This is a genomic window from Amycolatopsis pittospori, from assembly GCF_013870525.1.
GTDB lineage: Bacteria > Actinomycetota > Actinomycetes > Mycobacteriales > Pseudonocardiaceae > Amycolatopsis > Amycolatopsis pittospori.
In genome coordinates this window covers 113184-126978 of the sequence record NZ_JACBXD010000014.1, presented here as the reverse complement: position 1 = coordinate 126978, position 13795 = coordinate 113184, and the positions used below count along the sequence as shown (strand labels likewise).

At 69.3% G+C, this 13795-nt stretch carries 17 protein-coding genes and 1 pseudogene; 9 read left to right on the top strand and 9 right to left on the bottom strand.

The annotated features are described in order from the left end of the window. Both H5J31_RS11025 and H5J31_RS11020 read right to left on the bottom strand, forming a co-directional pair. Positions 1–194, bottom strand: a pseudogene (locus H5J31_RS11025) (hypothetical protein); the annotation flags it as partial. Further along, positions 194–973, bottom strand: a complete 780-nt coding sequence (locus H5J31_RS11020) for an MBL fold metallo-hydrolase (protein ID WP_181772404.1) — start codon at positions 971–973, stop codon at positions 194–196. The pseudogene H5J31_RS11025 and the gene H5J31_RS11020, both read right to left, overlap by 1 nt. Before the next feature lie 90 nt (positions 974–1063). On the opposite strand from H5J31_RS11020, the gene H5J31_RS11015 reads away from it, so the two are divergent. The 3 genes from H5J31_RS11015 (at position 1064) to H5J31_RS11005 (ending at position 3229) form a co-directional block, all read left to right on the top strand. Continuing rightward, entirely contained in the window at positions 1064–1702 is a 639-nt protein-coding gene (locus tag H5J31_RS11015; protein WP_181772403.1) for a CGNR zinc finger domain-containing protein, read from the top strand. A gap of 64 nt (positions 1703–1766) precedes the next feature. Continuing rightward, on the top strand, positions 1767–2360 hold the full coding sequence (locus tag H5J31_RS11010; RefSeq protein WP_181772402.1) for a carboxymuconolactone decarboxylase family protein: 594 nt from the start codon (positions 1767–1769) through the stop codon (positions 2358–2360). After that, complete coding sequence (locus tag H5J31_RS11005; RefSeq protein ID WP_181772401.1) at positions 2357–3229, top strand: RNA polymerase sigma-70 factor; 873 nt, start codon at positions 2357–2359, stop codon at positions 3227–3229. Before H5J31_RS11010 ends, H5J31_RS11005 begins: the two co-directional genes overlap by 4 nt. Here H5J31_RS11005 and H5J31_RS11000 read toward each other — a convergent pair. The 3 genes from H5J31_RS11000 to H5J31_RS10990 form a co-directional block, all read right to left on the bottom strand. Continuing rightward, on the bottom strand, positions 3226–4050 hold the full coding sequence (locus H5J31_RS11000; protein ID WP_181772400.1) for a hypothetical protein: 825 nt from the start codon (positions 4048–4050) through the stop codon (positions 3226–3228). The two genes, H5J31_RS11005 and H5J31_RS11000, sit on opposite strands and share 4 nt — an antisense overlap. Positions 4051–4142: 92 nt before the next feature. Beyond that, positions 4143–5276 carry an FAD-dependent oxidoreductase gene (locus H5J31_RS10995; protein WP_181772399.1) on the bottom strand — a complete coding sequence of 378 codons (1134 nt, stop codon included), beginning with the start codon at positions 5274–5276 and terminating at the stop codon, positions 4143–4145. Beyond that, entirely contained in the window at positions 5273–5944 is a 672-nt protein-coding gene (locus H5J31_RS10990) for a TetR/AcrR family transcriptional regulator (protein ID WP_181772398.1), read from the bottom strand. Before H5J31_RS10990 ends, H5J31_RS10995 begins: the two co-directional genes overlap by 4 nt. A gap of 280 nt (positions 5945–6224) precedes the next feature. Between H5J31_RS10990 and rox the strand changes: the two genes are divergently transcribed. Both rox and H5J31_RS10980 read left to right on the top strand, forming a co-directional pair. Then, entirely contained in the window at positions 6225–7652 is a 1428-nt protein-coding gene (gene rox / locus H5J31_RS10985) for a rifampin monooxygenase (protein ID WP_181772411.1), read from the top strand. A 68-nt stretch (positions 7653–7720) separates the two neighbouring features. After that, a complete protein-coding gene (locus H5J31_RS10980) occupies positions 7721–8110 on the top strand; it encodes a VOC family protein (protein WP_181772397.1) in 390 nt (129 codons plus the stop codon). A gap of 34 nt (positions 8111–8144) precedes the next feature. Here the strand turns inward: H5J31_RS10980 and H5J31_RS10975 are convergent, their stop codons facing one another. Next, positions 8145–8591 carry an Lrp/AsnC family transcriptional regulator gene (locus H5J31_RS10975; RefSeq protein WP_076166934.1) on the bottom strand — a complete coding sequence of 149 codons (447 nt, stop codon included), beginning with the start codon at positions 8589–8591 and terminating at the stop codon, positions 8145–8147. Positions 8592–8683: 92 nt separating this feature from the next. On the opposite strand from H5J31_RS10975, the gene H5J31_RS10970 reads away from it, so the two are divergent. The 3 genes from H5J31_RS10970 to H5J31_RS10960 all read left to right on the top strand — a co-directional run bounded on the left by H5J31_RS10970 (position 8684) and on the right by H5J31_RS10960 (position 11174). After that, positions 8684–9553, top strand: a complete 870-nt coding sequence (locus H5J31_RS10970; protein ID WP_181772396.1) for a TIGR03619 family F420-dependent LLM class oxidoreductase — start codon at positions 8684–8686, stop codon at positions 9551–9553. Further along, a complete protein-coding gene (locus H5J31_RS10965; RefSeq protein WP_181772395.1) occupies positions 9550–9975 on the top strand; it encodes a nucleoside deaminase in 426 nt (141 codons plus the stop codon). Before H5J31_RS10970 ends, H5J31_RS10965 begins: the two co-directional genes overlap by 4 nt. A 71-nt stretch (positions 9976–10046) precedes the next feature. Then, entirely contained in the window at positions 10047–11174 is a 1128-nt protein-coding gene (locus H5J31_RS10960; RefSeq protein WP_181772394.1) for a tyrosine-type recombinase/integrase, read from the top strand. On the opposite strand, the gene H5J31_RS10955 is transcribed toward H5J31_RS10960, so the two are convergent. Continuing rightward, complete coding sequence (locus H5J31_RS10955) at positions 11165–11308, bottom strand: hypothetical protein (protein ID WP_236004920.1); 144 nt, start codon at positions 11306–11308, stop codon at positions 11165–11167. The two genes, H5J31_RS10960 and H5J31_RS10955, sit on opposite strands and share 10 nt — an antisense overlap. A 70-nt stretch (positions 11309–11378) precedes the next feature. On the opposite strand from H5J31_RS10955, the gene H5J31_RS10950 reads away from it, so the two are divergent. Continuing rightward, positions 11379–11891 (top strand): CGNR zinc finger domain-containing protein, encoded by a 513-nt coding sequence (locus tag H5J31_RS10950; RefSeq protein ID WP_181772392.1) that lies wholly within the window; start codon positions 11379–11381, stop codon positions 11889–11891. Here the strand turns inward: H5J31_RS10950 and H5J31_RS10945 are convergent. Then, entirely contained in the window at positions 11888–13108 is a 1221-nt protein-coding gene (locus tag H5J31_RS10945) for a hypothetical protein (protein ID WP_328701449.1), read from the bottom strand. The genes H5J31_RS10950 and H5J31_RS10945 overlap by 4 nt on opposite strands. Before the next feature lie 108 nt (positions 13109–13216). Further along, positions 13217–13699: a MarR family winged helix-turn-helix transcriptional regulator gene (locus H5J31_RS10940; protein ID WP_181772390.1), complete on the bottom strand. Its 483-nt coding sequence runs from the start codon at positions 13697–13699 to the stop codon at positions 13217–13219. Positions 13700–13795 lie beyond the last annotated feature (96 nt).

Below are 13795 nucleotides of genomic sequence, written 5' to 3'. Positions count from 1 at the left end.
GTGAGCAGGCCGCTGGGCAGCCCGGCCAGCGCGGTGGAGTGCAGCATGTCCTGGAACAGCAGGGCGCCGACGGTGACTCCCGCCGAGAGCCCGATTCCGCTGAGCACCTGCGAGACGGTCAAGACGGTCAGGGTGCGTTTCTGTGTCCGGGACAGCGAAGACCCGGTGACCGGCTCGGTCAGGTGCTGGGACATCAGCCGAGCCGCAGGCGGTCGGCCAGTCCGGCGGCGGTGAACGCGGCCACGACGTCGTCGCGGCTTTCGGTGAAGTGCTGCCAGCTGTCGACGTGGACGGGGACGACCGCACGGGCGCCGAGGATCTCCGCCGCCTCCACGGCGAGGGCGCTGTCGAGGACGAGCAGCGCGCCGTCGAAGACCGGCTGCAGTCGCGGGGCCCCGGCGAAGAGCACGGCGGTGTCGACCGGGCCGAACCGGTCGGCGACCTGCCGGACGGCGTCCAGGGAGGCGTTGTCGCCGCTGACGTAGACGGTCGGCAGGTCCTGCGCTGTCAGGACGAAGCCGACGACGTCGCCCGTGACCTTCTCCGCGCCTTCCGGCCCGTGGAGTGCGGGCGCGCCGGTCACGGTCACCGCTCCCCCGTCCGGCCTGGTCAGTTCGACCGTCTCCCAGGTCCCCAGCCCCTTCGCGGTGCCGCCGAGACGTCCGGCGCCGCTGGGTGTGGTGAGCGTCAGCGGCACGTCGGCCAGCAGTTCCCGGCCGGAGTTGTCGAGGTTGTCGGGGTGCTCGTCGTGCGAGAGCAGGACGGCGTCGACGCGGCCGAGATCGGCGGGCTTCGCCGAGGCGGGGGCTGTCTTGGTGAGACCGGGTCTCCCGTCGGGCCGAGGGTAGTGGCCGGGTTCGTCGAAGGTCGGGTCGGTCAGGAAACGCAGGCCGCCGTACTCGATGAACGCGGTCGGCCCGCCGATGACCTGGACGGAAAGCTGCTCGCTGATCGGGTTCGTGCCGATTGCCATCGTCCACCTCACGGATAGGTATTGTTCTTTCCGTGAGCGACCCTAGACCGTTCTCACGGAAGAGTGCAATGGATTCCGTGAGACTTTCTCATGGTTGAACGCGACGCCTACCATGAGGACGTGGACGACACCGCCGGTTCCGACCTCGACACCGATGTCCTGCCGCCCGCCCCGGGCGCGGAGCAGTACATCGCGCTCGCGCTCGCCAACACCGCCATCGCGTTGCCCGGCGGACATTTCGTCGACCTCCTCGGCACCCCGGGCACGGCGGCGGACTGGCTGGCCGAGCAGGGGCTCGCCCCGCCCGACGCCGGCCTGCGGGAGATGTGCGCGGCACAGGTCCGGTCACTTCGGGAGCAGGTGAGGGTGCTGCTCGCGTCGCGGTCGTGCTCGGATCCGGCACCGCAGAGCGCGCTCAACGCCGTCAACGACGCGCTGAGCAAGGCGCCGACCGCGGAACTCCTGCGCTGGGATCCGATCCAGGGTCTGCACCGGACGGCCCCGCACCCGATCACCCAGATCGTCGAGCACGCCCTGGCGGTCCTCGCCGCCAACGCCGCGGACCTCGTCACGGGTCCGGACGCCGAACGGCTCACCGCCTGCGGATCCGCTCCGTGCACGCGGTTCTTCCTGCGCAACGGCCGCCGTCAGTGGTGTTCGGTGCGCTGTGGCGATCGGGCCCGCGCCGCCCGCGCCTACGCCCGGCGGTCCCAGCACGAACCGGTGTGAACTCCGGCTGTCACAACCCGTCCGCTCCCGGTGTCTTCATGGCGAACCGACATCAGGAGGAGACATGACCGGCACGACCAGGGTTCCCAAGGCCGAACTCACCGGAATCACGGGACGGCTCGTGAAGGCCTACAGCCGTCGCACTTTCGGTGAGGTACCCGAGCCCGCCGAGGTGATGTGGCATCACACCGCGGTGGTGATGAACATGAGCGCGTTCGGCCGCAAGGTCGAGAAGTGGGACAAGGTTGATCCGAACCTCAAGTCCTTCGCGCATATGGCGGTCTCGTCGCTCGTCGGGTGCACGTGGTGCCTCGACTTCGGATATTTCCACGCCCACAACGAAGGACTCGATGTGGAGAAGGCCCGCGAAGTGCCGCGGTGGCGCGAATCCGACGTCTTCACGCCGCTCGAGCGGCTGGTGATGGAGTACGCCGAAGCGATGAGCCGGACCCCGACGGAGGTCACCGACGAACTGGCCGCGGCGTTGCTCAAGGAACTCGGCCCTGCCGGGATGGTCGAGCTCACCGCGTCGATCGCGTTCGCGAACCTGTCCACGCGCACCAACAGCGCGCTCGGGATCGAGGCACAGGGCTTCGCCGCCGCGTGCGAACTGCGTCCGCTCGCGCGGCCGGACGCCGAGACGGTCACGCCGGCATGAGCGAGGATCCGTTCGTCATCCACCGCGGCCTGCTCTTCACCGTGGCCTACGAGATGCTCGGCTCGGCGGCCGACGCCGAGGACACCGTGCAGGAGACGTGGCTGCGGTGGGCCGACGTCGACCGGGCCGGGGTGCGCGACGCGCGGGCGTATCTGGTGCGGATCGTGACCCGGCAGGCGCTCAACCGGCTCCGCTCCCTCGCCCGGCGCCGCGAGGACTACGTCGGCGAGTGGCTGCCCGAACCCCTGCTGACCAGCCCCGATGTGGCCGAGGACGTCGAGCTCGCGGAAAGTGTCTCGATCGCGATGCTGACGGTGCTGGAGACGCTCAGCCCGACGGAGCGGGCGGTGTTCGTACTGCGGGAGGTGTTCGACGCGCCGTTCGGCGAGATCGCCGGGGCCGTCGGGAAGTCCGCGGGCGCCGTCCGGCAGATCGCCCACCGGGCCCGGGAACATGTCGCGGCGCGGCGTCCCCGGATGGAGGTCAGCAAGGCCGATCAGCGGGCGGCGGTGGAGAAGTTCCGGGCGGCGCTGGAAACCGGTGACCTGCAAGGACTTTTCGACATCCTCTCCCCGGAGGTCGTGATGGTCGCCGACGGCGGAGGGGTGGTGCAGGCGTTCCTGGAGCCGATTTCCGGTGCGAAGCGGGTGGCGCGGCTCCTGGCGGGCTTCCCCGAGCGTGTCGTCGGCGCGCATGTCGAGGTCGTGTGGATCAACGGCGCGCCCGCGCTGCGGATCGATCTCGGCGGCAGGCTCGACTCGGCGATCGGTTTCGTCATCGAGGACGGCCGCATCGCGCGGATCTACGCGTTCCGCAACCCGCACAAGCTCGCCCGGATCGAGGAGACGATCCCGTTGAGCCGGGCCTAGTGAGCGATCAGCGGCCGGACGGGGGTTCCGTAGTCGCCGGGCGGTAACGCGGGACGACGACGCTGGCGCCAGGTGCCGATCATCATCGTTCCGAGCCCGAGGACGGCGTAGGCGATCAGCCAGCCGGCGAAACCAGCGTCCGGTCGGCCGCCGAACGAGAGGTCGAGAAGGACGACCAGCGGGTAGAAACCGGGCACCGCGGTCTGGATGTCCAGGGCGCGCAGTTCGGTGTCGATGGTGGCCGAAGCGGTGTCCTGGGCGTACACCGGCCGCCGGAGGGTGCCGACGAGGATCACCGTGCAGCACAGGGCTGCCCAGCCGAGTCCGATGAGCCAGCCCCGTGCGTACGCCTTCTCCGAAGTGGTGAGGTACATGGCCGTCGCGAGCGCGGCGCCGCCGCCGAAGGTGATCACGGTCGAGGCCACGAACCAGGCGTCGAGGGCTTTGAAGACGGGCGGCCGTCCGGAGCGCCGGTCCATCACCGGGAGCGGCTCCAGTGTCCGTTCGCGGTGTGAACACGAAAGCCAAAGTGCGACCTGCAGGGAAGCGCAGATGACGTAGATGGTGATGCTCACTGGCAACTGGTCGCCGCGAAGCACGAAGAAGCCGATGCCCACGCTCAGCAGAAGGCTCACCGCCACGGCACCGGCGAGCCAGCGGAACCGGCCGGGTACCGATCGGCTCAGGCGGGGGCCGACACGGACGGCGATCAGTCTGGACGGCTCCCCCACCTCGATGCCGCGTTTGCCAAGCCACCCTCTGGTCCTCGCGACCTCTTCGTGGGTGAGGTCGGCCCGCCGGCCCGAATCGGTCTTCGGCATCGCTTCCCCTCGCTCGCCTATCGGATGTACGTCCGGAGGTGAACGACGGTTGCCTTGCCTTCGCGGGCGAGGCCGGAGGCTTGACTTACTCCTCACCGATACGAGGCGAACCGTTCCAGTAGCGGCTTCGGGGAGTCCTCGGCGAAGCAGAGAACGAGGCTCTCCGCCGACTCCGCCGCTGATGCCTCGCTTCGCGGGAACAGCGCCTTCTCGTAGGTCTCGAGGGCGGCTTCCACGTCGCCGGGATGGGCGGCGAGGGCGAGTCCCAGTTCGGCCCCGTCGAGCATCGCGAGATTGGCGCCCTCGCCGGCGAAGGGCGACATCAGGTGGGCGGCATCGCCGAGGAGGGTGACACCGGGGACGCGGTTCCAGCGGTGCCCGATCGGCAGCGCGTGGATCGGCCGCGAGGTGAGGTCGCCGTCCGCGTCGGTGATCAGTGCCCGCAGGCCCGCGTCCCAGCCGTCGAAGTGCTTCAGCACGGCGGCCTTCGCGCCGGGGATGTCGCTGAAGTCGACCGTGGAGGTCCAGTTCGCCTCGGTCTTCAGTGCGACGTAGACGTGCAGGCTGCCGCTGGTGTCGTGGTGGGCCAGGAACCCTTTGCCCGCACCGAGTCCGAAGAACATCCCGTCGCCGATGAGGGCGGCGCTCGCGGGATGACGGGTCAGCGCGTCGTGGAGGTGGACCTCGACGAACGAGACGCCTTCGTAGGAAGGCTTGGCGTCGGAAACCAAGGGCCGCACCCTCGACCACGCGCCGTCGGCGCCGATCAGGAGATCCGTGGTGAACGCCGTGCCGTCGGCGAGTGTGACCTCGTGACGGCCGTGGCCGAGCGAGCGGGTGCCGGTGACCTTCGCGCCCCAACGGACGACGCCCTCGGGCAGCGAGCCGAGCAGCAGATCGCGGAGGTCCCCGCGGGCTACTTCGGGACGTCCGCCGTCCCCGTCGTCCGTCTCCTCGAGGTGGACGACGGCGTGCTGGTCGACGATGCGCAGCGCCTCGCCGCCTGGGTGGACGAGGGTGCGGAACTCGTCGTGGAGACCGGCGGCGCGGAGTGCTTCCTGGCCGGACTCCTCGTGGATGTCGAGCATGCCGCCCTGCGTCCGGGCGGATGGCGAGGCGTCCAGGTCGAAGACCGCGGCTTCGATGCCGTTGACGTGCAGGACGCGGGCCAGGGTGAGTCCGCCGAGGCCGGCTCCGATGATCGCGATGGGGTGGTGGGTGGTCATGGCTGGGTCCTTTCGGGCGGTACGGCGGTGTGCGTGACTCCGGTGATCAGCACCTGCAGGCCCCACGAGAGTCGCTGGGCGGGCTGCCCGGAGAGGAGGTCGGCGGAGTGGGCGGCGATCTGCGGGTGGGTCGCCGCGTCGGCGTCTCGGACGGCGCGGGCCAGCGCGTCCCACTCCTCCGGCGATTCCTCGTCGGCGTGCTCGGCTGCGGTCGCCGTCGCGTGCTGCAGGAGGACGTCGACACCCCAGGCACGCCGTTCGGCCGGGACGTCCCCCTCGGCGAGCAGTTCCAGTAGCCGCTCGACCAGATCGAGGTAGTTCTCCCCGCTCGGACGCGCGACCAGCGCGGACAACGCGAGGCCGGGGTACTCGAGGAGCATCGCCGTGTACGCCGTGAGCAGTCGCTCGAGCTGTTCACGCCAGTCGCCCTCGGACGACGGCTCGATCGTGCCGAGCAGTTCGTCCAGGATCGCCGCGTGCAGCTCGGCGGTGTTGCGGACGTAGACGTAGAGCGAGGCCGCGCCGGTGTCGAGTTCCTGCGCCAGGCGGCGCATCGTGACCTTCCGCAGGCCTTCCTCACGCAGGATCCCGACCGCGGCCGCGACGATGCCGTTCCGCGTCAGCGCGGGTTTGGCCGGACGTTCCCGGCGGCTCTTCTCAGGTGCCATGCGGCCACCCTAACGAACATGTTCGCTCCGAACAAGTTCGTCACGAACATGTTCGACGCAGGTCACAGCCGAGGGAGTTACCTCTATCGGGGGTTTGTCCGTCCACTGCGGACTGAAATGACGACGGCAGAGAGATCTGCTCTCCCTGCCACTTCTAACCTATAGCGCACCTGGGGGCTTGTGGCAAGACCCCTGTCGTACCGCAGAATCTCCCGCCGAAGCGAAATCCGCGGAATTCAGGGGATCAATGAACAACGAGCTCGACCACACGGGGGAACACTTGATCGACGTCATCATCGCCGGCGGCGGACCGACCGGCATGATGCTGGGCGCCGAGTTGCGGCTTCACGGCGTGCACGTGGTCGTCCTGGAGAGGGACCTGGAGCTGACCAAGGTCGTCCGCTCGATGGGCCTGCACGCGCGCAGCATCGAGCTGATGGATCAACGCGGCCTGCTGGAGCGATTCCTCGAAAACGGCAAGAAGTATCCGGTCGGCGGCTTCTTCGCCGGCATCACCAAACCCTCGCCGGAACTGGACAGCGCCCACGCGTACGTCCTCGGCATCCCCCAGACCATCACCGACCGGCTGCTGACCGAACACGCCATCGAGGCAGGCGTCGACATCCGACGCGGACAGGAACTGGTCGGCCTCAGCCAGGACGAAGGAGGCGTGGACGTCGAACTGGCCGACGGCACCCGGCTGCGCGCGCGGTACCTCGTCGGCTGCGACGGCGGCCGGAGCACCGTCCGCAAGCTCCTCGGAATCGACTTCCCCGGCGAACCCGCCCAGGTCGAGACGCTGCTGGGCGAGATGGAGCTGACCGCCGACTGGGACACGGTGCTCCCGATCATGACCGAGATCCGCAAGACCCAGCTGCGGTTCGGCATCGGCCCGATCGGGGACGGGGTGTACCGCGTCGTCGTCCCCGCCGCGGGCCTGAGCGAAGACCCGCGGGTACTGCCGACCCTGGATGAGGTCAAGACACAGCTGCACGCCCTCGCTGGAACCGATTTCGGTGTGCACTCGCCGCGTTGGCTCTCCCGGTTCGGCGACGCCACCCGCCAGGCCGAGCACTACCGCGTCGGCCGGGCGTTCCTGGCGGGCGACGCGGCGCACATCCACCCGCCCGTCGGCGGTCAGGGCCTCAACCTCGGCATCCAGGACGCCGTCAACCTCGGCTGGAAACTGGCCGCGGCGGTCGACGGCCGGGCACCGGAGAACCTGCTGGACACCTACGAGACCGAACGGCATCCGGTGGCCGCCGCGGTGCTGAACAACACCAGGGCGCAGATGCAGCTGATGGCCCTCGATTCCGGATCACAGGCCGTGCGACGGCTGCTGACCGAACTGATGGACTTCGAGGAGGTCAACCGCTACCTGACCGAGAAGATCACCGCGACCGGGATCCGCTACGACTTCGGCGAAGGCCACGAACTGCTCGGCCGCCGGATGCCGGACGTCGAGCTGAAACAAGGGCACCTCTACGGGCTCATGCACGGTGGCCGCGGGATGCTGCTCGACCAGACCGGCCGGCTCTCGGTGGACAGCTGGGGAGACCGGGTCGACCACGTCGTCGACGTCAGCGAGGAACTCGACGTGCCCGCGATGCTGCTCCGCCCGGACGGCCACGTGGCGTGGGTCGGCGAAGACCAGCGGGAGCTGGAGGAGGCGCTGCGCCGCTGGTTCGGAGAGGGCGAAGTCCTCTAGTGCGCGGGAGCCGCCGGCTATTGGCTGGTGGCGTTCGAAACCCGCTGCCACGACAGGAGTTGATGACGATGACCGGACGGGTCGTGCACTTCGAGATTCCGTTCGAAGACGGCGAGCGCGCACGCGGTTTCTACCGGGAGGTCTTCGGCTGGAAGGCCGACGCGATGCCCGGGATGGACTACACGATGGTCTCGTCCGGACCGACGGTCGAGACCGGCATGCCGTCGGAGCCGGGCTTCATCAACGGCGGGATGCTGTCGAAAGACCTCAGTCCCTCCCCCGGCCCGGTGCTCGTGCTCGACGTCGGGAGCATCGATGACACGCTCGCGGTCATCGACAAACAGGGCGGCGAAACCCTCATCGGGCGCACCGCCGTCGGCGACATGGGCTTCTCCGCCTACTTCAAGGACCCGGAAGGCAACGTGATGGGTCTCTGGGAGACGGCGGGCCAAGCCTGACGCCCCGCCCGTGACCGGTGCGGCCCCGTACCGGTCACGGGCCTTGCGGCCCGCGATAGGGCAGCGTCTGGTTGTAGACGATGTTGGTGTTCGTGCTCCCGAACAGCGCCAGCTCGTTGACGATCTCCTCCAGCCGCCCCATCGACGGCGCCGCGATCTTCAGCGAATAACAGTCGTCACCGGTCGTGCGAAGACATTCGAGGATCTCGGTCCGCTCGGCCAGCAGCTTGTGCAGCGGCGCGTGCTTACTGCCCGGATACTTCAGCCGCACCACCGCGAGGACCACATACCCGGCCTTCTCCAGGTCGACGTCGGCCCGGTACCCGGTGATCACCCCGGCCGACTCCAGCCGCTTGACCCGATCCGTCGTCGCCGACGCGCTCAGGCTCACCCGCTTGCCCAGCTCGGTGAGCGGAAGCCGCCCGTCCTTCTGGAGCTCGACGAGGATCGCCCAGTCCGTCGCGTCAAGAGTCTCGGCCATCCGGCCATATTACCGGCAGATCCACGGCCCCATCGCCCTTACACCGGGAAAGATCCCTTCCCGGTTTTGGTCCGCGACGATAGTCTTGACCAGTGCAAATAGGTGTCAACGTCCCGAATTTCGGCCCGGGTACCGACCCCGGGATCCTCCGCGGCTGGGCCACCACGGTCGAAGGCCTCGGCTACGACCTGCTCATGGTGTCCGACCACGTCGCCATCACCCCGGACGTCGCCGAGCAGTACCCGGCGCCGTTCTACGAGCCCTTCACGACCCTGTCGTGGCTCGCCGGCGTGACCGACAAGATCCGGCTGGGCACCACCGTGCTCATCGTCCCGTACCGCCATCCGCTCCTGATCGCCCGCATGGCCGCGAACCTGAGCGCGCTCAGCGGCGGACGGCTCGTGCTCGGCGTCGCGTCCGGCTGGGCCCGCCAGGAGTTCGAAGCACTCGACGTCCCCTTCGAGAAACGAGGACGGCTGACCGACGACCACCTCGACGCCGTCCGGAAAGCGTGGTCGAACGACACCGACTACCGCGCGGGCGACATCCCGATCTGGGTCGGCGGCAACAGCGACGCCGGGATCCGCCGCGCCGTCCGCGTCGGCGACGCCTGGCATCCGCTACGGACCACCCTCCCCTGGCTCGCCGAGGCGCTCACCCGGGTCAAGACCATCGCCGACGCCCAGGACCGGCCGGTCCCCGCGTTCGCGCCGCGGATCCTGCTGAACCTCACCGACAAACCGGTCACCGGACCCGACCGCCGCGCCGGGGAAGGGACGATCGAGCAGATCGTCGACGACCTCGACCGGCTTCGCCACCTCGGCGCCGAGACGGTCGTCTTCGACCCGTTCTCCGGCGACCCCGAAGAGACCCGCCGTCCCGAAGCCGCCTGGCAGGCTTTGGCGACTGTGGCAGCACACTGGGAACTGGGCCGCTACCGGCCCGAAGGAGAACGATCATGACCGAAGAAGACGAGAAGTACCTCCGCCGGGCCATCGAGCTCGCCGCGAAGTCCCGCGCCGACGGCGATCCGCCCTTCGGCTCGCTCCTGCTCGGGCCCGATGGCACCGTCCTGGCCGAGGACCACAACACCTCGGTGTCGCAAGGGGACATCAGCCACCACCCGGAACTGAAACTCGCCGTCTGGGCCGCACGGGAACTGGAGCCCGCCGTCGCCGCCGCGACGACGATGTACACCAGCTGCCAGCCGTGCGGGATGTGCCAGGGCGCCATCGAACGCTCCGGCCTCGGACGGGTCGTGTTCGCCCTCTCCGGCGAGCAGGTCACCGCGCTCAAGCCGCCGGTCACCGGACCGGGCGTACGCCTGGAAGGCCCGGCGCTGTACGACGAGGCCCGCGTCCCCGTGGCGGGCTACTACACCTGAGCCTCGTGAGTGATTTGGGTCGTTCTAACGACCCAAATCACTCACGAGCCGTCGTGGCTAGGATGATCACGATGTCCGCCGAACTCGTGCCCTCCGCAGTGGAGCTGCTCAAGACCAGGCTGCCGGAGACCAGCGCCGAGAACCGGCGACAGGTCCTCGCCGAAGCCGTCGCCGTCCTGCCCGCGCTCCCCCCGGCGGATCCGCTCGACCGCTACGCGATCCGGCACATCACCACACTCTGGCTCGAGACCGACAAGACCGACCACACCCGCCGCGCCTACTACGCCGACCTCGCCGCGTGGCTCGGCTGGTGCGCCCGCACCGGACTCGACCCGCTCCAGGCACGGCGCGCCGACGTCGACGCCTGGAAGAACACCCTCACCGTCACCGGCAGGGACGGAACACCGCGCCCTGCCGCCGACTCCACCGTCGCGCGCACCCTCGCCGGCATCTCCAGCTGGTACCGGTACCTGCAGTCCAACGACATCGCCGACCGCAACCCGGTCTCCGCGGTCGCCCGGCCCAAGACCGGCAAAACACCGCCGCTACCCGCGCTCGGCGGCGAGTCGACGGCGAAACTGCTGAACCACATGGAAAAACGGGCCCGCGCCAACGACACCGAACCGTCCTGGCGCGACGCCGCCGTCGTCGCCATCCTGTTCTACACCGGACTCCGCGTCTCCGGCCTGACCACGGCCACCGTCCGCGACCTCGACACCGACTCCGGCCACACGATCCTGCGCTACACCGCCAAAGGCGGCCATCGCGACTTCGTCCCCCTGGTCCCCGCCGCCCTGCACCCGCTACGCCGCTACCTCGAACTCCGCGCCGCCCGCACCGGCCTCCGCGCCGACGAACTCACCGGCCCGCTGCTCGCCACCATGCCCCACCGCTACGACACCGCCAAACCCGGCGGGAAACCGTTGGCGCAACGCGACGTCTGGTTCCTCCTGCGGGCACAGGCCCGCGCCGCCGGACTCGCCGAGGCGAACACGATCTCCCCGCACACCGCACGGCGCACCACCGGAACCCTGTTGCTGGCCAACGACGTCCCGGTCCAGAAGGTCCAGGACCTGTTGGGACACGCCGACATCCGCACCACCCGCGACCGCTACGACGCACACCGCCACAAACTGGAGACCTCTCCCGTGCACGCGCTCGCGCAACTGCTCGCCGACGCGCGCCACCGTCAGAGCTGAGCCGAACCCAGCTGGGACTTCGTCGCGCCGATCACGACACCGTCGACACGCGCGAGCCAGCTCCCGCACAGGCACCGGACGTACTCCAGCCGCCCCTGGGCGACCCGCTGGGAATTCGTGGCTCTTCCAGGCAACTCCGCCAGTGGCCAACCACACCGCGGGCATGTGTTCTCTTCCATGCCCCGATCGTGCTGTAATGGATTAATGCATTTCAACCCTTACGGAGGCGCCGCCGCCCAGATCGCCGCCGACCTCGTCAACCTCGGCGACACCGCCGGACCGGCCGAACTCACCGCGATCTTCAAGGACCGCATGACGGTCGCCGCCGTCCAAGGGCACGAAGCGACCGAAATCGCCGCCTGGATCGAACGACTCCGACACGTCTTCGAAGCGGACCCGGCCGAACGCGTCGACCTGGTCAACGCACTCCTGCACGACTCCGCCTCCAAGCCGTACATCTCCACCCACGACGGCAAAGCACCCCACCTGCACTACGTCGACGCCCACGCAGGCACCGTCTCCCGGGTCCGCGCCTACACCGCCGGCGGACTCGCGCACCTCGTCTGCGACGCCCCGGACCGCTTCGGCGTCTGCTCACGCGAAGGCTGCGAAACCGTCTACGTCGACGTCTCCCGCAACGGCCGCCGCCGCTTCTGCTCCACCCGCTGCGCGACCCGGGTCCACGTCGCCGACCACCGGACCCGACAAGCGAGCTAGATCGCGTAGCGCCAAGCCGTCAGCGCATGCGCCGAGAACCACGCCCCCAAGACCACCCACGCGACCGCGGCCACCACCGCCGTCGACGTCCGCCGCTTCGCCAGCCCGATCGCGATCGGGATCAGCACCGGGAAGGCCGGCAGGATGAAGCGGATCTTCGCGTCCGGCAGCCCCCGCGTACCGATCGCCAGCGCCAGCACACCGACGCCGTAGAGCGTCAACGGCCACGGCACCCGGATACCGGCCGCCACGATCGCCAACGCCACCGCGCCGAGCAGGAACAACACCGTCAGCGTGCTGAACACCGAGTCGTCCGCGGTCAGCCTGGCCAGCACCGAATCCCAGGTCTCCACACCGAAGTCGAACTCCGTGTTCCAGCCCCGCAACTCGATGTCCTGCCAGCCGGTCCAGCTTCCCGTCCGGTAGGCGACGAAACCCAGATACCCCGCCACCCCGAGGGGCGCGATCAACGCACCCGTCAGCGCCCGCTCCCGTTCCTCGGAACGCCGGAAGGCCGCGATCAACGCCGCGACGACCACCACCGCGACCAGCACCACCGCCGTCGACCTCGACAACCCGGCCGCGAACGCGCACGCCCCGGCCAGCAACCACCGCCGCTCCAGCACGCCCACCAGCGCCCACACCGCGAGAGCGCAGAACACCGCCTCCGTGTAGGCCATCGAGAACACGATCGCCATCGGCGCCCCGGCCCATAACGCCACCAGCAGCAGACCCGTGCGGTCACCCCGATCCGCCGACACCGCCCGCCCGATCCGGATCAGCCCGCAAGCCAGCACCAGACCGGCCAGCACCGACACCGTCAGCGCCGCGGTGACGACGTCGAGACCGACCCACATCACCGCCTCGACGAGCCTGGGATACAGCGGGAAGAACGCCATCGGCGCGTCCGCGTACGGCTGCCTCGCCGCGTCCAACGTCCCCGGCAGGTCCGCGTACCCGTGCACCGCCAGCCGCAGATACCACTGCCCGTCCCACGCGGTCAGCCGGTCGGTCAACACCTGACCGCGACGCGCGGCCAGCAGGTCCAGCAACTGCACGCTGGCGGTGCGGATCATCAGGTAGAGCAGGATCGCCTTCGGATACGGCGACACGGCCACCCGGTCGAGGACTCTCTCCAGCACACGCGCCCGACGCCCGGACTCGGGCGCCACCAGGGGATCAGCGGGCTGTTCAAGATCGTCGACTTCTCGGAGCACGGCACCGAGTGTCCACAATGCGGGGTCATTTCGCCGCTCGATATGACATATTCCCAGTTCGGAACATGTGGCCCAGGCCACAGCCCGCTTTTGCGACCCGCTCGGCTTCTAGTCGACCCAGGTCTCTTCGGGAGCGCCGGCGCGCCGGTCGTGGTGCTCCAGCAGCTTCGACAGCAGCTCGGTGAACCGCTCCCGTTCCTCTGCGGACAGTGGAGCCAGCAGATCGTCCTGACGGTCGGCCAGTTGCTTCTCCAGCCGCCGCAGCTGCCGTTTCCCCGCGGTGGTCAGCGAGATGACGTTGCGCCGCCGATCGGAGGGATCCGGGGCGCGCTCGACCAGACCGCCCTCGGCGAGCTCGTTGATCGTCGCGACCATCTCGCTGACGTGGATGCCGCTTCGGCGGCCCAGCCCGGCTTGGCTGGCCGGGCCGAATTCCTCCAGCGTCGCCAGGACGCGGTAGTGGTAGCCGCGTGCGTTGACGGCCGAGAACCCGTCTGTCACCAGGCGATGCGCGTGGTTGGCGGTCTGGGTGAGGAGCCAGCTGGGCAGACCCTGCCACCGGGCGGGCGTCTCGTCGGACGGGTTCTCCATGTGACGACTCTAACGAATCGTTGGGCGCCCGAACGATTGAGGTATCGTTTGGAGACCAAACGTTAGGCGACTGAACGTTTAGCCGCCGAATGACTC